This is a genomic window from Paraburkholderia phymatum STM815, from assembly GCF_000020045.1.
GTDB classification, from domain to species: domain Bacteria; phylum Pseudomonadota; class Gammaproteobacteria; order Burkholderiales; family Burkholderiaceae; genus Paraburkholderia; species Paraburkholderia phymatum.
The window spans coordinates 2,594,624-2,618,133 of record NC_010623.1 but is presented as its reverse complement, the minus strand read 5'-3'; the positions used below and the strand labels follow the sequence as shown (position 1 = coordinate 2,618,133).

Genomic DNA, 23,510 nt, shown 5'->3' with positions numbered 1-23,510 from the left:
TTCTTGCCCTTTAACGACGAAAGGCCGCTTGCGAAGGCGGCCTTTTTCATAGGGTGTTGATCGGGCATCAGCCATGTACGGTGGACGTCGTGACGAAGCCGATGTCCAGTTGCCGGTGATTCGCTTCTGAACTCAGCGAATGCACGTCATAGCGGATGTGCGGATGATTGAGCAGACACGGCGCGAGCAGGCGCGATGCGACGGGAATGACGGTCGGTGTCGCGCCGATGCGCGATGGCACGGGCTGCCATGTACGCGCGTCGCGTGTGGCGCTCAGATCGCGTCGGCGGGCCGCTGCGCATCCGCGTCCACGCAGCACACGAGCACTTCGGCGGGCTTTTTGCCCGTGCTCAGATACACATGGCCGACGGCGCTGTCGAAGTACAGGCTGTCGCCCGGTTTCAGTTGAAACACCGCGCCCGTTTCGAAGCGCAGTTCGAGCGAGCCGTTCAGCAGGAACACGAACTCCTCGCCGCTGTGCCGGATGTAGTCGGGAAAGTCGCTTAGCTTGCGCGCCCGCACGTGCGCGCGCATCGGCACCATGCGCTTGCCCGTCAGGTCGTTCGCGAGCATCCCGTACTCGTAGTTGGGCGTGTCGTAGATCATCTGCTCGCCCGACGCCGTGAAGGTCGGCACGATGGGACTCGAACCCGAACGCTTCGCGCGCCCGAAAATCGCGTCGAATTCGAGCTGCAGCGCGTGCGCGAGCGCCGCGAACTTGTCGTAGGTCAGCGCGATATCGCCGCGCTCCGCCTTCGAGATCGTCGACACGGCGATACCCGACTGCTCCGACAACTGCATCAGCGTCAGCCCGCGCGCTTTGCGCGCGTCGCGCAGGCGCGCGCCGACCGCCTGATGATCGATCTGGGCGGACGCCCTGGTGGTGAGCGCGGGCGCGTTGCGCGTGACGGATCTGGCCATGAGGGGACTCGGCGATGACGAGGGTTTTGTCGTATACGAGAATTTATTTTTTCTCATATATGATAACCCGCATCGATGCATATCACCCTTGCAGTCCTTCCAGGAGTCGGTCGCCGTGTCAACGCTTGCATTGGAAAAAGCCGCTTTGTCAAAGACCCAGGTGATTGCCGCGACGACGCTCGGCACGGCGCTGGAGTTCTACGACTTCACCATCTACAGCTTCTTCGCGATCCAGATCGGGCAGATCTTTTTCCCGTCGGCCTCGCCCGTGAACCAGTTTTTGCTGTCGATCGGCGTGTTCGGCGTCGGCTTCGTGGTGCGGCCGCTGGGCGGCATCGTGATCGGCGCGTACGCGGACCGCGCAGGGCGCAAGAAAGCGATGGTGCTGACCATCATGCTGATGGCGCTGAGCTGCGCGCTGATCGCATGCGCGCCGACCTACGCGGTGGCGGGCATGGCCGCGCCGCTCATCGTGCTGGTGGCGCGGCTGATTCAGGGCTTTGCGGCGGGCGGCGAGTTCGGGCCGGGCACGACGCTGCTGGTCGAGTACGCGTCGGACTCGACGCGCGCATTCTTCGCCAGCTGGAACTTCGCGGCCACCGCGCTCGGGCTCGCGCTCGGCGCGGCCGTGGCGACGCTTATCAACGTGACGCTGCCGAAGGATGCCGTGCTCGCGTGGGGCTGGCGCATTCCGTTCGTGCTCGGCATCGTCGCGGCGCCCGTCGGCATGCTGATCCGCCGACGTCTCGAAGAAACGCTCAGCGATGCATCGTCGCGCGGCAACCAGCAGCGCGGCGCTTTGAAAGCGGCCCTCACCACGCATCTCAAGCTGACGATACTCGGCACCTTCGCCGAACTCGGCGGTTCCGTGTCCGTGTATATCACCGCGTTTTTTCTGCCGAGCCATGCGGTTCGCACCCTGCATCTGTCGTCGACGGCATCCGTCGCGTCAGGCGTGATCAGCTCACTGGTGCTGTTCGTCGCGGCGCCTGTCGCTGGCAAGCTCGCCGACCGCTTCAGCCGCAAGCGCGTGCTGGTGGTGTCGCGCATGATCCTGCTGCTGAGCGTCTATCCCGCGTTCGCGTGGTTGTCGGCGCAACCGTCTGCGTTCATGCTGTGCGCCGTGTCTGCCTTTCTCGCGCTGTTCATCGCCGGACAGATCGTGCCCGTGCTCGTGATGATTCCCGAGCTGTTCCCGAAACATGTGCGCGCGACGGGCATCGCGCTAACCTATGTGGTGAGCGCGTCGTTTTTCGGCGGCTTCTCGCCGTTCGTCGCGAGCTGGCTCGTCGCGCTGACGGGCAATCCGCTTGCGCCCGCGTGGTACGTCGCGGCGGCCTGCGCGGTGTCGCTCGTGCCCGTGATCTGGCTGCGCGACCGCACGGGCGAAGCGCTCAACTGACTCTATCCGGATTCGGAATTCCCCAGGGAGGATAGCCATGTCTGATCACGACGATCTCGTCAGCCGCAACGCCGTCGAATTGCGACGGATGATCGGCGCCAAAGAGATTTCGCCCGTCGAACTGCTCGACGCCTGCATCGAGCGGATCGAAGCCGCCAACCCCGCTGTGAACGCGATCACGGCCACTTGTTATGACGCCGCACGGAAGGCCGCGAAAGCAGCCGAGCGCAAGGTGCTCGACGGCGAGCCGCTCGGCTTGCTGCACGGTCTGCCGCTCGGCGTGAAAGATCTCGAGGACACGGCGGGCCTGCTCACGACTTACGGCTCGCCGATGTCGCGCGGTCACGTGCCGTCGCGCGATGTCGTGCTGGTCGAGCGGCTGCGCGCGGCGGGCGCGATTCTCGTCGGCAAGACCAATGTGCCCGAACTCGGCGCGGGCGCGAACACGCGCAACCCGGTGTGGGGCGCAACGGGCGATCCGTTCGATCCGGAACTGAACGCGGGCGGCTCCTCAGGCGGCTCGGCGGCCGCGCTCGCTTGCGACATGCTGCCCGTCTGCACCGGCTCGGATACAGGCGGTTCGCTGCGGATTCCCGCATCGAAATGCGGCGTGGTCGGCTTCAGGCCGTCGCCGGGACTCGTACCGAATTCGCGCCGGCTGCTCGGCTGGACACCGATCTCCGTGGTCGGTCCGATGGGCCGCGACGTCGACGAAACCGCCTTGCAGCTGGCGGCGACGGCAGGCCTGTCGACGCGCGATCCGCTCAGCTACGACGTCGACGCGCCCGGCTTCGCGACGCTGCCCGCGTTCGATCTTTCGACGTTGCGCGTCGGCTATACGGAGGACTTCGGCTGCTGCGACGTCGACGACGACATTCGCGCCCTCTTTCGCGCGCGCATGGCCGCGCTCGCGCCGCTCGTGCACACCTGCGAGCCCGTCGCGTTCGATCTCGGCGACGCCCACCGCTGCTTCGACGTGATTCGGGCGGAGAGTTTCGTCGCGGGGTTGTGCGACGCGTACGCGCGCGACCCTGGCGCGCTCGGCCCGAACACGCGTGCGAACTACGAAATGGGCGCGGCAATGACACTCGCCGACAGCGCGTGGGCGCAGGCCGAACAGACGCGCATTTTCCGGCGCTTTCAGTCCGCGTTCGAGCGCTGCGACGTAATTCTCTCGCCCACCACGCCCGTCTCCCCGTTTCCTTGGCGCGAGCTGTACGCCGCGCAGATCGACGGCCGCGCGCAGGAGAACTACTATCGATGGCTCGCGCTGACTTATGTGGTCACGCTCACGACGCACCCGGCGCTGTCGCTGCCATGCGGCGTGGATCGCGCGGGCATGCCGTTCGGCTTGCAGATCGTCGGGCCGTTTCATGGCGACCTGAAAACGCTGGCGGTCGCGCGCGCGATGGAAAAGGCATTCGACAGAGACCCCGCGCTGCGCCGGCCGCGGCCGGATCTGTCGCGGCTCACGCAGGCGAATCCGGCGTTGAAATCCATCGTCACCGCGCCGCCCATTTTCGACGCGACGGGCGAAGCACAAGCCGGCCTGTCGTCCGTTTAAATCACTGAGAGCCCAATCATGTCCAACGATATCCAGCGACTGCAAACCAACGCCCGCATGAGCCAGGTGGTCATCGCCAACGGCGTCGTCTATCTGTCGGGACAAGTGCCCGACACGCCGAGCGCGCCGATCGCCGTACAGGCGACGGAAATCCTGAACCGTATCGACACGCTGCTCGCATCGGCGAAGATCGACAAGACGCGCGTGCTCACCGCGAATGTGTGGCTCAGCGATCCGAAACACTTCGACGAATTCAATGCGGTGTGGGACGCCTGGGTGCCGTCGGGCCATGCGCCGACGCGCGCCTGCGTGCAGGCATTACTGATGAAGCCGGGTCTCGACGTCGAAATCGCCGTGACGGCGCTTGCATGAAGTTCGATACCGTCGTACTCGGCGCGGGCATGGTAGGCGTGTCGGTCGCCGTGCATCTGCAACAGCGCGGGCTGTCCGTCGCGCTCGTCGACCGCAAAGCGCCCGGCAGCGAGACGTCGTTCGGCAACGCGGGGCTGATCCAGCGCGAAGGCGTGTATCCCTACGCGTTCCCGCGCGATGCGCGCACGCTGCTGCGCTATGCGCGCAACCGCTCGCTCGATGTCCGTTACCACGTCGACGCGATGCCCCGGCTGCTGCCGTTCCTGTACCGGTATTGGCATTACTCGCGCGCAGACCGTCACGCGGCCATCGCGCGTTCGTACTCGACACTGATCGAACACTGCGTCGATGAGCATCGCGCGCTGATCGAAGCATCGGGCGCGCACGCGCTGCTGCGCGAGGGCGGCTGGCTGAAAGTGTTCCGCAGCGCGCACAAGCAGGACGCGGAAGTGCGCAACGCGCAGCGCTGGAACGCGGAATACGGCGTCGCGTTCGAAGCGCTCGATGCAGCGCAGCTGCGGCGCGCCGAGCCCTCGTTGAGTCACGCGCTGCTCGGCGCGCTGCGCTACACGGACGCCGATTCTGTCAGCGATCCCAATGCGCTCGTCATGGCCTACGCGCGCTACTTCGAGCAGCGGGGCGGCCGCATCTTCATAGGGGATGCGACGACGCTCGAGCCTCACTGGAGCGTCGAGACCGACGCGGGCCGCATCGATGCGCCGTCCGCCGTCATCTCGCTCGGCCCGTGGTCGGATACCGTCAGTGCGCGCTTCGGCTACCGGCTGCCCCTCGCCGTCAAGCGCGGCTATCACATGCATTACGCGGCCATCGACGGCGCGCAACTGAACCAGCCGGTGCTCGACACCGAGATCGGCTACATGATCACGCCGATGGCGCGCGGCATCCGCCTGACGACAGGCGCGGAACTCGCTGCGTGCGATGCGCCCGCCACGCCCGTGCAACTCGATGCGGTCGAACCGATCGCGCGCGATACGTTCCCCCTCGGCGCGCGGCTCGACGAGCGTCCGTGGCTCGGCAGGCGGCCCTGCACGCCGGACATGATGCCCATCATCGGCCCGGCGAAGCGTCACAAGGATCTGTGGTTCGCGTTCGGCCATGCGCATCATGGCCTGACGCTCGGGCCCGTGACGGGACGGCTGCTTGCCGAGATGATGACGGGCGCACCGACGATCGCCGATCCGCATCCTTTCCGCAGCGACCGGTTCTAGCCTCGTTTGCCGCATGATGTGTCGGGCTGTACCATAAGTTCGCCCTATTCCTTGCGGGAACGACAAGAATGAATCCGAAGGTCGACGCCTATATCAGCAAACTCGACAAGTGGCGCAAAGAAATGGAGACGCTCAGAGCGATCGCGCTGGACGCCCCGCTCACGGAAGAACTGAAGTGGGGCGTGCCCTGCTACACGGTGGACGGCGCCAACGTCGTGATCATTCACGGCTTCAAACACTATTGCGCGCTGCTGTTCGTCAAAGGCGCGTTGATGAAGGATCCCAAAGGCCTGCTCGTCCAACAGACGGAAAACGTGCAGTCTGCACGTCAGATCCGCTTCGCCAGCCTTCAGGAGATCGTCAAGCTCAAGACGACGCTGAAAGCCTATCTTCGCCAGGCCATCGAAGTCGAACAGGCCGGCTTGAAAGTGCAGCGCAAAACCACCGCCGACTTCGAAGTTGCCGAAGAATTCCAGTCCCGGCTGGATAAACAGCCGGGCTTGAAAAAGGCTTTCGAAGCGTTGACGCCCGGCCGTCAACGCGCGTATCTGCTGCATTTTTCGTCGGCGAAGCAATCGAAAACCCGCGAAGCGCGGATCGACACGTGCACGCCGCTGATTCTCGACGGCAAGGGCTTAAATGACAAATGACCGCAACTGAGCGACGACTGGGCGACGACCGGGCGACAACTGGGCGCCGCGCGGCGCAGCCGAAGCACACCGTTAGCGAACTTTGTAGCATTTCCTTAAAAAATGTGGGTCGATAGGATGCTAACGAATAAAAATCGACATACAATCGCGGCCCATGATCAATCTCCACCTATTGCGCCGATCAGTCAGCAGCACGCTGGTCGTCGCCGCGCGCCGCTGGCGCCGCACGAGCCATAGCGTGTTGTCTGCCTACAACGTGTCGGAGGCGTGTGCGGGGCCGCTGCTCATGGCCAACCGGCTCGGCGAGGCGGTGCGTCAGGTGACGCTGGCGGAACATGTGGGCATCGAAGGCCCGTCGCTGGTTCGGCTGCTCGATCAGTTGTGCGCGGCGGGTCTCGTGCGCCGCGACGAGGACCCCGACGACAGGCGCGCGAAGACCATTTCCCTCACCGACGAAGGCCGCGCCGTCACCGCGCGAATGGAAGAACGGCTGATGGAACTGCGAGCCCGCGTGCTCAAGGGCGTGAGCCGCGAAGACCTGGAGACGACGCTGCGGGTGCTCAATGCCTTCAATGCGTCGCTCGATGCTACAGTCATGGCCGACAGCGACACATCCGGCGAGCCAGCCGCCCCCGTCCCGTCCGGCGGCAAGCCACGCACAACCGGCAAGGCATAAGCGTCATGGTTTATCCCTCAGTCCGCGACTGGCTGTTTTCCGCCAAGACGTTCGCGGCGGCGATGATTGCGCTGTATATCGGCCTTGCGCTCGAACTGCCCCGCCCTTACTGGGCGATGGCGACCGTCTATATCGTCTCGAATCCGTTCGTCGGCGCGACGCGCTCGAAGGCGCTGTACCGCGCGCTCGGCACTGTGCTCGGCGCGTCGGGCGCCGTGTTGATCGTGCCGCCGTTCGTCGAGTCGCCATTCCTGTTCAGCGTGATCGTGGCGTCGTGGACGGGCACGCTGCTGTATCTGTCGCTCAACGACCGCACCGCGCGCAGCTATGTGTTCCTGCTCGCGGGCTACACGCTGCCGCTGATCGCGCTGCCCGCCGTCACCAATCCCACCACCGTGTTCGATCTCGCCATCGCGCGCACGGAAGAGATTACGCTGGGCATCGTCGTCGCGAGCATCGTCGGCAGTGTGGTGTTTCCGCTCCGCCTTGCGCCGACCGTGATCGAGCGCACCGACGCCTGGTTTCGCGACGCCGCGTTCTACGCGAGCGAAACGCTGTCTGGGCATATCGCGGGCGCGTCGATCTCGGCCTCGCGCCAGCGGCTCGCGGCCACCGTCAACGGTCTTGAATTCCTGCTGAGCCAGCTGACCTACGACCACACGCGTCCCGACATCGTGCGCCGCGCGCGCGCATTGCAAGGCCGCATGCAGATTTTCCTGCCGCTGATCTCGTCGATGGCCGATCCGCTGATCGAGCTGGTCCGCGAGCGCGGCGGGCATCCGCCCGAACTCGAGACGCTGCTGGCCGACGTCGCCAGGTGGATCAAGGCGCCGACACTCGACGCGAAGCACGCCGACGAGCCCGACCATGAAGCGCAAGCGCTGCGCGGCCGCGTCGACATGTTGAAGCCGTCGGCGCAGGCGCTCGCGAGCTGGGAAGGCGCGCTGCTGTCGAACGCGCTGTGGCGCCTGGGACAGGTGATCGACGTGTGGCGCGACATCCGCTGCCTGCGCGCAGCCATCGTCCACGAAACGGTCTTGTGGCGGCCGCACTTTCGCCACTGGCGGCTGGGCGGCACCGAGCGCTATTTCGACTACGGCATGATGTTGTTCTCGACGGCGTCGGCCGTCTGCGCGATTGTCGTCGCATCCGGATTGTGGATTACGTCGGGCTGGAACGACGGCGCGTCGGCCGTGGCGCTCGCGGCCGTGTCGATCTGCTTCTTCGCCGCGCTCGACGAACCAGCGCCCGCTGTCTTCAAGTTCTTCCTCGCGACCTGCGCGAGCGTCGTGCTGGCCGGGGTTTACGTGTTCGTCGTGTTGCCGCTGGTGCACGATTTCGCGATGCTGGTCGTGATTTTCGCCGGACCGTTCCTGATCATCGGCACGCTCATTCCGCGCCCGCAATTCACGCTCGTGACGCTGCTCACTGCCGTCAACACAGCAACCTTCATCAGCATCCAGAGCGCCTACGAAGCCGACTTCTTCGTGTTTCTCAACAGCAATCTGGCGGGTGTCGCGGGCTTGCTGTTCGCTTTTGTCTGGACGCGCGCCACGCGTCCGTTCGGCGCGGAGCTGGCCGCCGAGCGGCTCACGCGTTCCGCATGGGCCGATGTCGTGGTGAGCGCCTCGACGGCCGCGATCGAAGACCAGCGCAATCTGTACTCGCGCATGCTCGACCGGCTGATGCAGCTGCTGCCGCGCCATGCCGCGAGCGATTCGCACCGCCATCCTTCGATCGAAAGCTTCCGCGACTTCCGCGTCGCACTCAATGCGCTGGATCTGCGCCGTACGCGCCGAAAGCTGACGGGCGACCTGCAAGCCGCCATCGATGACGTGCTGGTCGGCGTGCGGCAGTATTTCGAGCAATGCCTCGCGCACCGCTCACGGCGGCCGGTGCCCGCCACGCTGATCGAAGCGATCGATGCCGCCGTCGCGCGCGTGGCGACGCACAGCATCGCGCAGGGACAGCCCGGCTCGCAGCAGCAGCCGGAACAACCCGCGCAAAGGCGGGTGGAACAGGCCCTCGCCCCCGCGGCGCCTTACAGCGAGCGCTGGTTGCGCGACACGCTCAACGCGCTGGTCGGCATGCGCCTGTCGCTGTTCCCGCCGCATCCTGCACCCGGCAGCCATGTGCCGCCCGAACCGGAGACGGCAGCGTGATGCGAAACCCCACTCCTTCATTCCGGCGACGCGCATGATCGGCGAAATCGACGTTCTCGGCGTATTCGTGCCCGCCGTACTGGTGCTGATGTTCATCGCCTATTTGCTCAATCTGGCGATCCGCACGGTGCTCGCGCGCGTGGGCTTCTATCGCCTCGTGTGGCACCGCTCCATTTTCGACCTCGGCATTTATGTTCTCGTGCTGGGGCTTGTCGTCATCGTTTCGCACCGGTTCATAACGTGAAAAAAACCTGGTTCTCAATCGGGCAGATCCTGCTCACCCTGATCGTCGTCGTGATCGCAGCGGCCGTGTTGTGGAAGCTCGTCGACTACTACATGTTCGCGCCGTGGACGCGCGACGGCCACGTGCGCGCCGACGTGATCCAGGTTGCACCCGACGTGTCGGGTCTCATCACCGAAGTAAAGGTCGTCGACAACCAGCAGGTCAAGCGCGGCGACGTGCTGTTCGTCATCGATCAGGCCCGCTATACACTCGCGCTGCGTAACGCGCAGGCCACCGCGCAGCAGCGCCGCGCAACGCTCGATCAGGCGCGCCGCGAAGACGCCCGCAACCGCACGCTCGGCAATCTCGTCGCGCGTGAAGCGGTGGAAGAAACGCACTCGCGCGTCGAACAGGCTGCCGCCGCGCTCTCCGACGCCGAAGTCGCGATCGACACCGCCCGTCTGAACCTGCAGCGCACGGTGATCGTCAGTCCCGTCGACGGCTATCTGAACGACCGCGCGCCGCGCGCCGGCGAATTCGTGTCGGCGGGCCGCGCGGTGCTGTCGGTGGTCGACATGCATTCGTTCCGCGTGGACGGCTACTTCGAGGAAACCAAGCTGCATGGCATCGACATCGGCCAGCAGGTCGACATCAAGGTGATGGGCGAGCCGAACACGCTGCGCGGCCATGTGCAGAGCATCGTCGCCGCGATCGAGGACCGCGACCGTCAGCAAAGCCCGAACCTTCTGCCGAACGTGAACCCGGCGTTCAGCTGGGTGCGCCTCGCTCAGCGCATTCCCGTACGCGTCGCGCTCGACGAGATTCCCGCCGACTTCCGCATGATCGCGGGCCGCACTGCGACGGTGTCGGTGCGCGGCATCGAGCCGACGAAGGGGCGGCGCGCGGCGGCTTCGGATGCGGCTGCCGCCTCTGCGCCTGCGTCGGCTGCGGGTGCTTCCGTCGTGGGCGCGTCGATCGTCGGGACGGCGCCGTCGAGCGCCACGCATCCCGCATCGGGCGCATCGCAATGAAACGCATCCCTGCACTGAACACCGTGCGCACTGGCTGGGCATGGCTGCCCATCATGTTCGCGTTGAACGCCTGTACGACCGTCGGCCCGAACTACACGTTGCCCGACAACGCCGCCGTCAACGCGCCGTATGCGAACACGACGATCGACGGTGCGGACAAGGCGCCCGTCACGCAGCAGGCCGTGCCGTCGAAGTGGTGGCGTCTGTACGACGATCCCGTGCTCGATCAGCTGGTGACGCAAGCGCTGTCGTCGAATACCGATCTGCGCGTCGCCGCGTCGAATCTCGCACGCTCGCGCGCGCAACTCGACTTCGCGAACGAACAGGGCGGCTTCTCCGGCAAGACGTCGGCGGCCTTCCAGCGCGCGCAGGAGTCGGCCGAGCAGTATCTGCTGACGGAGAAGCTGCCCGTCATCAATGAAGGCGCACTCGACCTGAGCGTGTCGTACGAAATCGATCTGTTCGGCAAGCTGCGGCGCGGCGTCGAGGCTGCGAAAGCCGACGACGAAGCCATTGAAGCCGCGCTCGATCTCGCGCGCATCACCGTGGTCGCGGATGTCGTGCGCGCCTATGTCGAGTCGTGCTCGGCGTCGCAAGAACTCGAGATCGCGCAGCAATCGCTGTCGTTGCAGAAGCAACGGGTCAAGCTCACGCAACGGCTGCGCGATGCGGGTCGCGGCAACCAGCCCGACGTGACGCGCGGCCAGACCCAGGCCGACACGCTCGCCGCCGACATCCCGCGCTTCGTCGCGCGGCGCCGCGCCGCGCAATACCGGCTCGCGATGCTGCTCGCACGTGCGCCGTCCGCGCTGCCGCCTGCCGCCCTCGCCTGCAGCAAGCTGCCGCAACTGAAGCAGCCGATCCCCGTCGGCGACGGCGCCGCGCTGCTCAGGCGCCGGCCCGACGTGCGCCAGGCCGAGCGGCTGCTGGCGGCATCGACGGCACGCATCGGCGTCGCGACGGCGGCGCTATATCCGTCCGTCAGCATCGGCGCATCGGCGGGCTCCATCGGCGTCGCCGAAGATCTGTTCGGTCCGGCGACGAACCGCTGGGCGTTCGGTCCGCTCATCAGCTGGACTTTCCCGATCAACGGTCAGCGCGCGCGCGTCCACGAAGCGGAGGCGGCGACGAGCGGTGCGCTCGCGCATTTCGACGGCGTCGTGCTGAATGCGCTGCGCGAAACGCAGACGAGCCTGTCCACTTACGCATCGGATACGACGCGCGCCGATGCGTTGCGCACCGCGTACAAGTCGGCGATCCAGTCAGCGGATGAAACACACCGTCTGTATGCGGCGGGACGCGAGTCGTTCCTCTCCGACCTCGATGCGACGCGCACGCTCACGAGCGTCGCCGCGCAGGTGTCGGCGGCCGAAGGCCAGGTCGCGCTCGATCAGGTGAACCTGTTCCTCGCGCTCGGTGGCGGCTGGGAAGAGGACAAGCCGAACGCGGACGGCAAGGTCGGATCGAAGACGGAATAAGCGAGCTCAGTTCGTCGATCCGAAGGCGGTTCCCGCGAACCGCGCGATCACGCCGTTGAACAGTGCCGGCCTTTGCAGCGGCGCAAAATGGCTGACGTTGGGCAGCACGATCAGTTCGGCGTCGGGCATGCTTTGCGCCAGATACGCAGCGTGCTCCTGGCGGATGAACTCGTCGTGTTCGCCGATCGCCACGGTGACCCGCACGCCCGTCTGCGCAAGATCTTCTTTCGAGTAATCCGGCTGCGTGCGCTGCATCTCGCTGACAGCGGCGACGAAAGCGTCGAAGTCATCCGGTGTGGCGGACAAAGCGCGATAGTCCGCGCGATGCCGGCTGAAGCATCGGTCGATCACGGGCGTCGGCACGAATTCCTTCGCGCCGCCCGGGTCCATGTTGCATGCGAAGAAGAACACACCTGCGACGCGCTCCCGTGCATGCCGGCCGAGAATCAACGCGGTGCATGCGCCGTCGCTCCAGCCGATGAACGCAGCCCGTTGCACGTGCAGCGCATCGAGCACGGCAAGCACATCGGACGCCATCAGCTCGTAGCTGTACGGTTGCGCATCGCGCGTGCTGCTGCCGTGTCCGCGGCTGTCGATCAGGATCACGCGATAGCCCGCCCCGACGAGCGCCGGCACCTGATACCCCCAGTTGCCGCGATGCCCGAGGCCGCCGTGCAGCAGCACCAACGGCTGCCCGCTGCCGTAGGTCGACCACGCAATGCGCGCGCCCGCGTGATCCACGAAGCCTTCTTCCAGCGCCTCAGGCAGCGGCGCGGCGCCGTGAGATTCGAAATGTTTCAACTCGTCGTCCGTTTGCATGCCGATGGCTCCGGGAAAAAGCGAACGCGTCATTGTGACATCGCGCGCCCATTCGCCCGCTCACTCTGCACGCGTTTGCCCGTGGGCTGCAGCGCGGCGCCGTCCCGCGCCGCGACCCGCGAGCACGACGACCGCCCCCAGCGCCCCCATGCCGAGCGAAATTCCGACGACTACCTCGCTCATCCGTCCATTGCCCGCGAACATGCCGACCAGCAAGCCCGCCAGCGGCTGCGTCAGGTTGTTGAGCATGATCACGACGCCGAGCGTCTTGCCGTAGTCCTTTGCGGGAATGATCGCTTGCCGCACGCTGCGGATATAGATGCTGAACATCTTGTCGAATCCGACGATCAGCAGAAAACCAGCGACGTAACCCCACACGGAAGGACTCAGGCCCGCGAGCAGGCCGCCCGCGAAGATCGCGAGAAACGACACCCGTCCCAACGCCTTGCGCGGTATCCGTACGCGTGCGATCAGCAGCAGAATCGCGATCGTCGCGACGGCGCCCGCCGTCTGCACGAAGGTATAGAACGCATCCGGCCGGCGATGCAGACCCGTCACCATCGCGGCAGATGTCGCGAGCGTCGCGCCGATCACGAGATTTTCGGCGGCGGCGAGCGCGACGAGTCTTCCCAAACCGGGCAGACGCACGACATGCGCGAGCGCCGTTTTTACGGGCGCGAGCCATTCGACCGCGGCGACATGCTGATGCGCGCGCCATTCGAACGCGCTGACGTGCTCCCAGAGCAGCGTCGCGCCATCGGCGGCGAAGAACAGCAAGGCCGCGATGCCCACCACGTATTCCCAGCGCCACCAGCCGAGCAGCACACCCGCGAGTATCGGGCCGAGCACGACGCCCATCTGATCGGCGATCTGCGCATACGACAGCACCTTCTCGAAGCGCTCGGAGCTGAACACCTGCGGCAGCAGCACCTCGCGCGCGACGAGCCCCTGGCTGGTCAATGCGCCGCATACGGCCGATAGCGCAATCAGCCAGCCGATCCCGCCGACGATCGAAAAGCCCGCGATGCCCGCCACACACGCGATCGCGCGACAACGCTGGCTCGCGCGCAGCACCTTGACGGGCGATATGCGGTCGCATAGCGCGCCGCACACGGGAAACACGAGATAGCGCGGGAACGCCTCGATGAAGAACGCGATGCCAGACCACGTCGCCTGTTGCGTGGTCTGAAACACGACGAGCGGCACGAGAAAAAGCAGGATCTGGTCCGCGAGCCGCGAGAAGAACAGCGATGCGAAGAACGCGTGACGGTGAGCGCGCATGCAGTGGCCGATGGAGGTGATGCGCCGGACACGCGTTGAACAGGCGATAAGCACGCGTTGAGCGGCGGTCCATGAAAAAAGCCCGCGCATCGAAATGCGCGGGCTTCGCTTACAGCACGACAGCGCGGCGGCTTACGCCGTCACGGCAGCCAGCGCGGCGTTGAGCGTCTTGCTCGGACGCATCACCGCTTCGAGCTTCGCGAAGTCCGGCTTGTAATAACCGCCGATGTCGACTTCCTTGCCCTGCACGTCCGTCAGTTCGCCAACGATCGTCGCTTCGTTGTCAGTCAATACCTTGGCGAGCGGGCCGAACTTCGCGGCGAGTTCCGCGTCGTCCGTCTGCGCGGCCAGTTCCTGCGCCCAGTACATGGCGAGGTAGAACTGGCTGCCGCGATTGTCGAGCGCACCCGTCTTCGGCGAAGGGCTCCTGTTGTTGTCGAGCAGCTTGCCCGTCGCAGCGTCGAGCGTCTTCGCCAGCACCTTCGCCTTGTTGTTGCCCGTCTTGATGCCCAGCTCTTCCAGCGACACGGCCAGCGCGAGGAACTCGCCCAGCGAATCCCAGCGCAGGTGGTTTTCTTCGACCAGCTGCTTGACGTGCTTCGGTGCCGAACCGCCCGCACCCGTCTCGTACATGCCGCCGCCCGCCATCAGCGGTACGATCGACAGCATCTTCGCCGACGTGCCCAGTTCCATGATCGGGAACAGGTCGGTCAGGTAGTCGCGCAGGATGTTGCCCGTCACCGAGATGGTGTCCAGACCGCGGATCACACGCTCCAGCGTGTAACGCATTGCGCGAACCTGCGACATGATCTGGATGTCGAGGCCGTTCGTGTCGTGATCCTTCAGGTACGTCTGCACCTTCTTGATCAGTTCGTTTTCATGCGGACGGTACGGGTCGAGCCAGAAGACGGCGGGCGTGCCCGAGTTGCGCGCGCGCGTGACAGCAAGCTTGACCCAGTCGCGGATCGGTGCGTCCTTCACGAGGCACATGCGCCAGATGTCGCCCTGCTCGACCGGCTGCGTGAGCGCCGTCAGCACTTCACCCGTCGCGTTGTCGACGATGCGTGCTTCGCCGTCTTCCTTGATCTCGAACGTCTTGTCGTGCGAGCCGTACTCTTCCGCCTTCTGCGCCATCAGGCCGACGTTCGGCACCGTGCCCATCGTGCGCGGATCGAATGCGCCGTTGGTCTTGCAGAAGTTGATGATTTCCTGGTAGATGCGCGCGAACGTGCTTTCGGGAATCAGGCACTTCGTGTCGGCGGGACGGCCGTCGGCGCCCCACATCTTGCCGCCTGCGCGGATCATCGCGGGCATCGACGCGTCGACGATCACATCGTTCGGTGCATGCAGGTTCGAGATGCCCTTCGCCGAATCGACCATCGCCAGCGCCGGTCGATGCTCGTGGCATGCGTGCATGTCGCGGATCACCTCTTCGCGCTGCGATTCCGGCAGCGCCTCGATCTTCGTGTACAGGTCGACGAGGCCGTTGTTGACGTTCACGCCGAGTTCGTCGAACAGCTTCTGGTGCTTCGCGAATGCGTCCTTGTAGAACACCTTGACGGCATGACCGAAGACGATCGGGTGCGAGACCTTCATCATCGTCGCCTTCACGTGCAGAGACAGCATCACGCCCGTCTTGTGCGCGTCTTCCATCTGGTCTTCGTAGAATTCGACCAGCGCCTTCTTGCTCATGAACATGCTGTCGACGATCTCGCCTTCCTGCAGCGAAACCTTCGGCTTCAGCACGATCGTCTCGCCGCGCTTCGTGACGAGTTCCATGCGAACTTCACGTGCCTTGTCGTTGGTGATCGACTTTTCGCCGTGGTAGAAGTCGCCATGCTTCATGTGCGCAACGTGGGTGCGCGACGCCATGCTCCACTCGGCCATGCTATGCGGATGCTTCTTCGCGTAGTTCTTCACGGCGGCGGGCGCACGGCGGTCCGAGTTGCCTTCGCGCAGAACCGGGTTCACGGCCGAGCCGAGGCACTTCGAGTAACGCTTCTGGATCGCCTTTTCTTCCTCGTTCTTCGGGTCTTCCGGATAGTCCGGCACCTTGAAGCCCTTCGACTGCAGTTCCTTGATCGCGCTGACCAGCTGGAACACCGACGCCGAAATGTTCGGCAGCTTGATGATGTTCGTGTCCGGGTCTTGCGTGAGGCGGCCGAGCTCGGCCAGGTTGTCCGGCACGCGCTGCTCTTCCGTCAGAAATTCCGGGAATTCGCCGAGGATACGGCTTGCCACCGAAATGTCGCTGGTCTCGACATTGACGCCAGCCGGAGAGGTAAACGTACGGATGATCGGCAGAAAGGCACTCGTCGCGAGCAGCGGGGCTTCGTCGGTCAGGGTGTAGATGATCGTAGGTTGCTTGTTACTCATCGCTTTGCTCTTGGTCGAGAAAGGTTGGGAAATGCCGCCGGCGACGCCACGGCCGACGCGAATGCCCCGAATTTTGCCTTATTTTGGATTTTGACGGTTTGAATCGGGCCGATTGAATGAGCGTCAACGCAAAAAAATGCACGATTTCCCGTGTTTTGCTGGGACCTTGATCGCGCGAACGGCACTTTCTTGCATTTTCAGGGTTCGGAGCCGGCACAATTATTCCGTTTCATTCCTTCTACGCACAGATGGCGAGAAAACGGACGCACGGGGACATTGCGCCTCGTATGGCGGGAAGATCACTCCGCCGAAGCCGACGCGCGACAAACCCGCAGAGTCGGCTCGCCACTGCGCGGGCCAGGAGAACGACGTCCGATCTACGCTGTTGCACCCACATTTTACGGCGGCGTGAACATTGCGCGCGGTGTTGCACTGCGCATCTGCTGCAGGAGGGTCACGCGGGACGCGAGTGTCAGCCGGCCCACATCCGGCATCACGCGAGAGCCCCGGCATCCGGTTAAACCCTGTCCTGCATGGCACAACGTGCGTGTTATTGTCGTAAACACACGGGTTCGAGCTTTGCTACGCGGAACTCACGTCATATCCGTTACCTTCGCGAGCGTCGCCATGAGTGATGTACGCCATCTTCTGAGCCAACGCGACCGCGTGGAGCTGCTGTGCTGGCTCACGTGCGGAAGCCTCGGCGCCTGGTATCTGAACGAGACCTGGCCCTCACCGTCCTTTCACGTAGAAGCCGCGCATAAGTGGCTCGACCGGCACGGGCGCACGGCCGACTGGCTGTGCATCGCGAGGCTGTCTGCCATCGCGCTGGATATCGCGCAGCGGCATGCGTCGTTTGTCGAAGCCGACTGGGCGCGCGACGCCGTCGAAGAAATTCTCGATACCGACGAACTCGACGCTCAGGCACGCCTCGTCCTGACGGTCCTCGGCGACTGCGAACGCGCGCTCGCCGACAAGCGCGTCGCTGACTAGCGAGCCGTCGCGCCCGCGCCTCAACGCGCGTAGTCGAGCTTCGGATACCAATGCGGATCGCGCCCTTCGGGCGTCATGTCGAAGATCGTCCACATCGGCATCAGATCCGGCGCGCCGCGCGGATCCTGCCCCGGATCGGCGGTCGCGAAGCCCATTTCCGATGCATAGAAATGCCGGATCGTGCCGTCGCGGCGCGTGAAGACGTGGAACGCGGGGTCGTCGCCGCCGTCGTCATTGATCGCGCCGAAGTCGCGACTGTACACGCCGTTCACGTCCGAATACAGCTTCAGCGCGCGCCAGCCGCGTTCTTCCTTGAACGCGACCAGCCGCTCGATGGGCGAACGCGCGACCACGGCGAGCGCGATGCGCTGCGTAATGTCGCGCGCCTCGCCGTCCCATGCGCCCAGCAACGACGTGCACATCGGACATGGCCGCTCGCGCTGCGGCCCGAACATGAAGCTGTAGATCACGAGTGTCGCCTTATCGCCGAATAGCCCCGCGAAATCGACAGAACCCGCCTCGCCGACGAAGCGATAGTCGCCCGTCACCTCGCCCCCCGGCGGCAGCCGCCTGCGCTGCTCGGCGACGCGTTCGATATGCCGTCGAAGCTCGATTTCCTCCGCGAGCAGTGCGTCGCGCGCGCGGCGATACTCGACGCTCTCGTTCGGAAAGTGGCTGCCGTTGCGCTTCGCGAGCTCGTCGGCGGGCACGAGAGAAGATGCAGTAGACATGATGGCCTCCATGTGAGAACCCTGCAGACAGGCTGCCCGTCGCAACGGGCAGCCGTTGAAAATCGCGGCACGGCGCTCAGTCGCGATCCGGCGCGCCGAGCGGAAAGAGATGCCGGTAAGGCCGCGCCTCATCAACCGCGCGTGCAAACGAAGGCCGTTTCAACAGACGCTTGCGATACGCGATCACGTGTTCAAACTGCGGATCGATGCGATGCGTCCAGTCGGCATAGAAGAGGAACGGCGCGGCACCGCAGTCCGCCAGACTGAAATGCTCGCCGGCCGCCCATTCGCGGCCCTTTATTGCGTGGTCGAGCCACGCATAGGCGCTCTCGAGCAGTGCACGCGCATCGGCGACGCCGCGCGCATCGCGCTCGTGCTCCTTGCGCATCGAATCGAACACGATCTTTTGCTGCGGCGTCGCCATGTAGTTGTCGAAGAAGCGGTCCATGAAGCGCACATCGAGTGCCGCGCGCGGATCGTCGGGCAGCAGCCGCACCGGGCCTGGATGATACAGCGCGAGGTGTTCGATGATCACGGTCGCCTCCGCGACCGTGCGGCCGTCGTCGACGAGCATCGGAAAGCGCCGGATCGGCCAGCGCGCAGCGAGTTCGTCCATCGCGCCGGGTTCGTCGAGGCGTCGGTATTCGAACGGCGTGCCGTTCTCGTAGAGCGCGATGAGCGCCTTCTGGCAATACGAAGAAAAGGGATGGGCGTAGAGCGTCAAGGTCATTGTCGTCGTCCTTGCAGGCAGTCAGCGGACGATATGCCCGCTTACTGTGACGACGAACGGCCGCCCCGCGAATCGACATCCGGCGCAAAAAAAGCTTGCTGCGTTGCGGCGTCCATTGCCGGTCGCGTGTTCACGGTCGCGCCTTTAAGGTCGGGCTTTCAGTCACGCAGCGATTGCGCAAGCGCGCGGATCAGCGCCGCGCCATCACCCTGCCACGCGCTGCCGTGCATGCACGCGAGCGTGCGCGGCGCGAGGGCGGCGAGCCGCTCCAGCATCGCGTCACCGTGCTTCGTATGGGAGTAGTAATCCATGCTGCGGCGGAACGCTTCGCTCGGGCCGAGAATGTCCGCGCCCGTCATCGCGGGCAGATCCGCGCCCGGTTGCGTAAAGAGATCGCCGCATAGCAGCGTGCCCGTGGTGTCGTCGATCAGCATGCCGCATTCCCACGCATGCGGCAGATGCGGCGTCGCCAGCCAGCGCAGGCGATGCTTGCCCAGCTGCACGGCTTCGCCATCTTCCAGACCGCGCGCTGGCCGGTCGGCGAGATCGTCGATCGATACCAGCCTGGCAATCGCGCTGCACAGCGGCTGCGCTTGGGGCGCAACGGCGAGCCACTCGTTCAGCGAGCCGCACTCGTCCGCTTCGACATGCGAGAACGCGATGTGCCGCAGCCGTTCGGGCGGCAACACGGACGCCACCGCTTCGCGCACGAGCCCGAACATCCTGCGCGGCCCGGTATGGAACAGAAGCGGCTCGTCGTCGGCGATCAGGTACTGGTTGAACGAGAAGCCGCCCGGACCGCCCTCGAAGACGATGGGCGTGTTGATCCGGTAAATGCCATCCGCTACTTCATGGACGTTGGTGCCCGACACCGCGTTGGTGACCGTCATGACCAGACCTCCGTGCGCGCCCTCGCATGCAGCGCTGCGCCCGGCTTGGCGCTATCCGCCGAGCGCGGCGAGATTCAGTTGATATGAACGCCCGATCCATGCCGCCGAGTCGCGATGATCGCGCAGCGCGTCGCCCGTGTTCGGATGAAGGAAGACGTCGAGCGCGCCGTGATTGAGCGCGAGCCATTCGAACAGCTCAGCGAAGAGCGCGGAGTCGAACTTGAGCTGATACGACCACATCGGATGCGGACCGACGGGGCGCTCATGAAAACGCCCTATTTCAAGGCGTTCGCCGAAACGCGCCGCGATGCTTTCGCGCAGCGCCCACGCGGTGTCGCGCGTGGCCTGGTCGAAGTACACGTGTGCGTGCCAGTTGACGACTGCCGTCATGATCGGTTGCGGCCGGGGGCGCCCTTCGTTGCAGGTTGTGCGACGTTCATCATAGACCCTCAGTCGAGGTATGAACACATCATCGCGCGCCGATGCGCGCTTCGATCGCGCCGATCAGTCCATCGACCCAGTGGCGCAGCCGCGCATCCGACAGCGACACGGGCAGCGAGCGGGCAATGATTCCATACACCTGGTTCCGCTGGACTTTCGACACTTTCGCCGGCTCCAGCCAATGCGCGTTATCGACCAGCAGCAGCAGTGTTTCGAGCCCGATCACGATCGGCCACATGCAGGCGAGCCGCAAACGCAGCGAAAAGCGCGGAATCGCCAGCGTGTAGTCGAGCGCCGCGCGGAAATGATCGAGCGACTTGCGCACGAGTTCGTGCATCAACGGTTGCGCGCGCTTCGATGCCTGCGGGTCCAGCAGCATCTGCGGTGTGAGTCCGAAACGATCGAGCATCACCGAAGGCAGATAGCAGCGGCCGATCCGCAAATCCTTGCCGCAATCGCGCAGCACGTTGGTCATCTGCAGCGCTTTGCCGAAGCGCACGCCGCGCTCGAGCATCGTCACGGAACCGGTCTTGAGCGTGCCGGGCAGATGCGCGTACGTCATCTTCGTCCAGAACTCGCCGACGCAACCTGCCACCAGATACGTGTAGCGATCCAGTTCATCCCATGTGCGCAGCGCAACAATCTGCCCCGAGCCCTCGTCGGGGAACGTGCGCAAGTCGAATTCCATGCCCGTCGTCAGCGTCGTGACGATCTCGCGCACGGCAGCGCGGTCGGCATCGTCCAGTTGGGAAAGCACGTCGAGCGCGGGCGCGATCGATTCGAGCAGCACTTTTTCATCCGACTGCGTCTGCTGCCCCGCCACTTCGCTCGCAAGACGCCGCGCGAATTCGCCGTCGCCCGTCGCGCCGTTGACCTGCTCGCGCAACGCGAGCAGCAGCGCAAGCCGCTGCTCCGGCGGAATCAGCGCGGTGTCGGCGATCGTGTCCGCGGCACGCGCCAGCAAATACGCGAGGCCGATCGGGTCGCGCATGCCGACGGGGAGAATGCGCAGCGTCAGATAGAAGGAACGGGACACCCCTTTGAGCAACGGACCAAGCAGAAAGGCCCGAGTGGAACTGGACATGAGTTGAAGTCGAATGGTGTTGATCGGCGTTGGGCTCGCGGCCCGAAGTCGGACTGTTCAGCGCTGCCGCATTGTATCCGGCATGCGCGCGCACGGCCGCAAACGCGCGCCGTGACGGTTCGATGAAGCGTGCATAAAGCCACACGAAGCAGCGGGTCAACCTGCACTGCAAGCGCGTTTTGCGAGCTTTCCTGCTACAATCCAAAGCCTCGATCAGCCGTTCTTCACCCACTCATTCACCCAAGGGAGGCGTTCAATGCACGCAACGTACATCGCAGTCTCTCGCGGGATGCCCCGACGCTTCATCAGCTCCCCGAGCTAGGTTGCCGTCCGCGCTGGCACGCAACAGCCCGCGCCTTGATCAGACTACCGGTTTTTTTGTCGCCGCCGCAGGTTGGCGGGCATCGGTCGTCCGTTTCCGAATCTCCTGACTGGATAGCGCTGCGCCGCTTCGCGCCGCACGCTGCGACACATGGCTAGCAAAAAACTCGACTTTGGCGCGCAAGCGTTCAGAAGCGTTCTCGGTTTCACTTTCAATCACTGGCGCAGGCAGCCGGTGCGCGTCGCGGGCATCGCAGCGTTCGCGCTGATGGCCGCGTTCGCCGACGTACTGACGCCGCTTTTCGCGGGCCGTCTCGTCGACGCGCTGGCGTCGGGCAGCACGCTCGGCAAGCAAGCCGCCTCGCATGCGGCGCTGACCGCGTTCGGTGTGCTGATCGCGCTCGGCATTGGCGGCACGCTGCTGCGGCAGCTGGTGTACCGCAGCATCATCGTGATGACGCTGAAAATGATGAGTACGATCTGCGCGAACGCGTTTCATCGCGTGCAGCGCTTTTCGGCCGACTGGCACGCGAACAGCTTCGCGGGCTCGACGGTGCGCAAGATCACACGCGGCATCTGGGCGCTCGACCTGCTCAACGACACATTGCTGATCGCACTGCTGCCGTCGCTGGTCATGCTCGCCGGGTCGACGGTGCTGCTGGGCATTCACTGGCCCGTGATGGGCGCAGTGGTGGGCCTCGGCTCGCTGCTGTATGTGGCGGTGACCGTCGCGCTGTCGCTCGGTTACGTCGCGCCTGCCGCGCGCCTGGGCAATCTGTGGGACACGCGCATGGGCGGCGCGCTTGCCGACGCCGTCAGCTGCAACGCCGTCGTCAAGGCATTCGGCGCGGAAGAACGCGAAGAGGCACGGCTCGAACGCGTGATCGGCAAATGGCGGCAGCGCACGCGCCGCACCTGGCAGCGTGGAACAACCAACGGCGGCGTGCAAGGCGCGATGCTTGCGCTGATGCAGGCGGCGATACTCGGCGCGGCGCTGCTTCTGTGGCTGCGCGACGAAGCGAGCGTCGGTGACATCACGTATGCGCTGACCACCTTCTTCGTGCTGCAAGGCTATCTGCGCGACGTCGGCATGCACGTGCGCAACCTGCAACGCTCCGTCAACGACATGGAGGAGCTCGTCGCGCTGGAGCGCGAGCCGCTCGGCATCGAAGACAAGCCGGGCGCGCGGGCCATCGAAATCGGCCAGGGCGAAATCCGCTTCGAGCATGTGACGTTCCGCTACGGCGCGCAGCGCACCCCGCTGTACAACGACTTCTCGCTGCGCATCGCGCCGGGCGAGCGGATCGGTCTCGTCGGCCATTCGGGCTCGGGCAAGACCACGTTCATCAAGCTGATACAGCGTCTGTACGACATCGACGCAGGCCGCATCACGATCGACGGGCACAACATCGCCGACGTGCAGCAGGCATCGCTGCGCCAACACATCGCGATCGTGCAGCAGGAGCCCGTGCTGTTCCACCGCTCGCTCGCCGAGAACATCGCGTACGCGCGGCCGGGCGCATCGTTCGACGATATCGTGCAAGCCGCGAAGCTCGCCAGCGCGCACGGTTTCATCAGCGCGCTGCCGCACGGTTACGACACGCTCGTCGGCGAGCGCGGCGTCAAGCTGTCGGGCGGCGAGCGTCAGCGGGTTGCGATCGCGCGCGCGTTCCTCGCCGACGCGCCGATCCTGATTTTCGACGAAGCCACGTCGAGCCTCGACAGCGAAAGCGAAGCGCTGATCCAGCAGGCGCTGGAACGACTGATGGTGGGACGCACGACGCTCGTGGTCGCGCACCGGCTGTCGACCGTGCGCGCGCTCGACCGGCTGCTCGTGCTCGACAAGGGCCGCGTGGTCGAGGAAGGCAGCCACGAGCAACTGATCCGTATCGACAACGGCGTGTACCGGCGGCTCTTCGAGCGCCAGGCACTGGAGTTGACCCAAGGTCTGCTCGACGACCCGCCGGTTCGCACCAGCGCGCGCTTTTCCAGCGATCCGAGTCTGATCGCAGGTAAGTGACGCGTGCAGCATGACAGGGCGATCCGCAGTTTCGAATCGCCCTTTTTCACGCGCCGACACAGCTTGCTATCATCGGCGACTCGACGTATCAACCTTCAGCGAAGGGCATCTCGCGC

General features: G+C 65.0%; 22 protein-coding genes. 12 read left to right on the top strand and 10 right to left on the bottom strand.

Going from position 1 to position 23,510, the window contains the following annotated elements; translation table 11 throughout:
- Positions 1 to 67 precede the first annotated feature (67 nt).
- Together BPHY_RS41450 and BPHY_RS27350 are read right to left on the bottom strand one after the other, a co-directional pair.
- Positions 68 to 241, bottom strand: a complete 174-nt coding sequence (locus tag BPHY_RS41450; RefSeq protein ID WP_244257694.1) for a hypothetical protein — start codon at positions 239 to 241, stop codon at positions 68 to 70.
- A 32-nt stretch (positions 242 to 273) separates the two neighbouring features.
- Positions 274 to 921, bottom strand: coding sequence for a helix-turn-helix domain-containing protein (locus BPHY_RS27350; RefSeq protein WP_012404710.1), 648 nt, complete (start codon positions 919 to 921; stop codon positions 274 to 276).
- A 115-nt stretch (positions 922 to 1,036) separates the two neighbouring features.
- Between BPHY_RS27350 and BPHY_RS27345 the strand changes: the two genes are divergently transcribed.
- From BPHY_RS27345 to BPHY_RS27300, 10 genes are all read left to right on the top strand, one after another.
- A complete protein-coding gene (locus BPHY_RS27345; RefSeq protein WP_041765455.1) occupies positions 1,037 to 2,323 on the top strand; it encodes an MFS transporter in 1,287 nt (428 codons plus the stop codon).
- Positions 2,324 to 2,360: 37 nt separating this feature from the next.
- The gene (locus BPHY_RS27340; RefSeq protein WP_012404708.1) at positions 2,361 to 3,887 is read left to right on the top strand and encodes an amidase; all 1,527 of its coding nucleotides are present in this window, start codon (positions 2,361 to 2,363) and stop codon (positions 3,885 to 3,887) included.
- Between the two features lie 18 nt (positions 3,888 to 3,905).
- Positions 3,906 to 4,259, top strand: a complete 354-nt coding sequence (locus BPHY_RS27335; protein WP_012404707.1) for a RidA family protein — start codon at positions 3,906 to 3,908, stop codon at positions 4,257 to 4,259.
- Complete coding sequence (locus BPHY_RS27330) at positions 4,256 to 5,488, top strand: NAD(P)/FAD-dependent oxidoreductase (RefSeq protein WP_012404706.1); 1,233 nt, start codon at positions 4,256 to 4,258, stop codon at positions 5,486 to 5,488. Before BPHY_RS27335 ends, BPHY_RS27330 begins: the two co-directional genes overlap by 4 nt.
- Positions 5,489 to 5,556: 68 nt before the next feature.
- On the top strand, positions 5,557 to 6,138 hold the full coding sequence (locus BPHY_RS27325) for a YdeI/OmpD-associated family protein (protein ID WP_012404705.1): 582 nt from the start codon (positions 5,557 to 5,559) through the stop codon (positions 6,136 to 6,138).
- Between the two features lie 154 nt (positions 6,139 to 6,292).
- On the top strand, positions 6,293 to 6,814 hold the full coding sequence (locus tag BPHY_RS27320) for a MarR family winged helix-turn-helix transcriptional regulator (RefSeq protein WP_012404704.1): 522 nt from the start codon (positions 6,293 to 6,295) through the stop codon (positions 6,812 to 6,814).
- A 5-nt stretch (positions 6,815 to 6,819) separates the two neighbouring features.
- Complete coding sequence (locus BPHY_RS27315; RefSeq protein ID WP_012404703.1) at positions 6,820 to 8,976, top strand: FUSC family protein; 2,157 nt, start codon at positions 6,820 to 6,822, stop codon at positions 8,974 to 8,976.
- A gap of 34 nt (positions 8,977 to 9,010) precedes the next feature.
- Positions 9,011 to 9,220: a DUF1656 domain-containing protein gene (locus BPHY_RS27310; protein WP_012404702.1), complete on the top strand. Its 210-nt coding sequence runs from the start codon at positions 9,011 to 9,013 to the stop codon at positions 9,218 to 9,220.
- Positions 9,217 to 10,230 carry an efflux RND transporter periplasmic adaptor subunit gene (locus tag BPHY_RS27305; RefSeq protein WP_012404701.1) on the top strand — a complete coding sequence of 338 codons (1,014 nt, stop codon included), beginning with the start codon at positions 9,217 to 9,219 and terminating at the stop codon, positions 10,228 to 10,230. The genes BPHY_RS27310 and BPHY_RS27305 overlap by 4 nt, the downstream gene beginning before the upstream one ends.
- Positions 10,227 to 11,708 carry an efflux transporter outer membrane subunit gene (locus BPHY_RS27300; protein WP_012404700.1) on the top strand — a complete coding sequence of 494 codons (1,482 nt, stop codon included), beginning with the start codon at positions 10,227 to 10,229 and terminating at the stop codon, positions 11,706 to 11,708. The genes BPHY_RS27305 and BPHY_RS27300 overlap by 4 nt, the downstream gene beginning before the upstream one ends.
- Before the next feature lie 6 nt (positions 11,709 to 11,714).
- On the opposite strand, the gene BPHY_RS27295 is transcribed toward BPHY_RS27300, so the two are convergent.
- From BPHY_RS27295 to BPHY_RS27285, 3 genes are all read right to left on the bottom strand, one after another.
- A complete protein-coding gene (locus tag BPHY_RS27295) occupies positions 11,715 to 12,527 on the bottom strand; it encodes an alpha/beta fold hydrolase (protein WP_012404699.1) in 813 nt (270 codons plus the stop codon).
- Between the two features lie 60 nt (positions 12,528 to 12,587).
- Positions 12,588 to 13,808 carry an MFS transporter gene (locus BPHY_RS27290; protein ID WP_012404698.1) on the bottom strand — a complete coding sequence of 407 codons (1,221 nt, stop codon included), beginning with the start codon at positions 13,806 to 13,808 and terminating at the stop codon, positions 12,588 to 12,590.
- Positions 13,809 to 13,940: 132 nt separating this feature from the next.
- Complete coding sequence (locus BPHY_RS27285) at positions 13,941 to 16,184, bottom strand: NADP-dependent isocitrate dehydrogenase (RefSeq protein ID WP_012404697.1); 2,244 nt, start codon at positions 16,182 to 16,184, stop codon at positions 13,941 to 13,943.
- 627 nt (positions 16,185 to 16,811) lie between these two features.
- Between BPHY_RS27285 and BPHY_RS27280 the strand changes: the two genes are divergently transcribed.
- Positions 16,812 to 17,177: a hypothetical protein gene (locus BPHY_RS27280; RefSeq protein ID WP_012404696.1), complete on the top strand. Its 366-nt coding sequence runs from the start codon at positions 16,812 to 16,814 to the stop codon at positions 17,175 to 17,177.
- A 20-nt stretch (positions 17,178 to 17,197) separates the two neighbouring features.
- On the opposite strand, the gene BPHY_RS27275 is transcribed toward BPHY_RS27280, so the two are convergent.
- From BPHY_RS27275 to BPHY_RS27255, 5 genes are all read right to left on the bottom strand, one after another.
- The gene (locus BPHY_RS27275) at positions 17,198 to 17,908 is read right to left on the bottom strand and encodes a DUF899 domain-containing protein (protein WP_012404695.1); all 711 of its coding nucleotides are present in this window, start codon (positions 17,906 to 17,908) and stop codon (positions 17,198 to 17,200) included.
- A gap of 76 nt (positions 17,909 to 17,984) precedes the next feature.
- Positions 17,985 to 18,638, bottom strand: coding sequence for a glutathione S-transferase family protein (locus BPHY_RS27270; protein ID WP_012404694.1), 654 nt, complete (start codon positions 18,636 to 18,638; stop codon positions 17,985 to 17,987).
- A gap of 158 nt (positions 18,639 to 18,796) precedes the next feature.
- A complete protein-coding gene (locus BPHY_RS27265) occupies positions 18,797 to 19,528 on the bottom strand; it encodes an FprA family A-type flavoprotein (protein WP_012404693.1) in 732 nt (243 codons plus the stop codon).
- A 51-nt stretch (positions 19,529 to 19,579) separates the two neighbouring features.
- A complete protein-coding gene (locus BPHY_RS27260) occupies positions 19,580 to 19,918 on the bottom strand; it encodes a DOPA 4,5-dioxygenase family protein (RefSeq protein WP_012404692.1) in 339 nt (112 codons plus the stop codon).
- Between the two features lie 79 nt (positions 19,919 to 19,997).
- The gene (locus BPHY_RS27255; RefSeq protein ID WP_012404691.1) at positions 19,998 to 21,053 is read right to left on the bottom strand and encodes a phytoene/squalene synthase family protein; all 1,056 of its coding nucleotides are present in this window, start codon (positions 21,051 to 21,053) and stop codon (positions 19,998 to 20,000) included.
- A 472-nt stretch (positions 21,054 to 21,525) separates the two neighbouring features.
- Here BPHY_RS27255 and BPHY_RS27250 point away from each other — a divergent pair, with 472 nt between their 5' ends.
- Complete coding sequence (locus BPHY_RS27250) at positions 21,526 to 23,394, top strand: ABC transporter ATP-binding protein (protein ID WP_012404690.1); 1,869 nt, start codon at positions 21,526 to 21,528, stop codon at positions 23,392 to 23,394.
- The last annotated feature ends 116 nt before the right edge of the window (positions 23,395 to 23,510 follow it).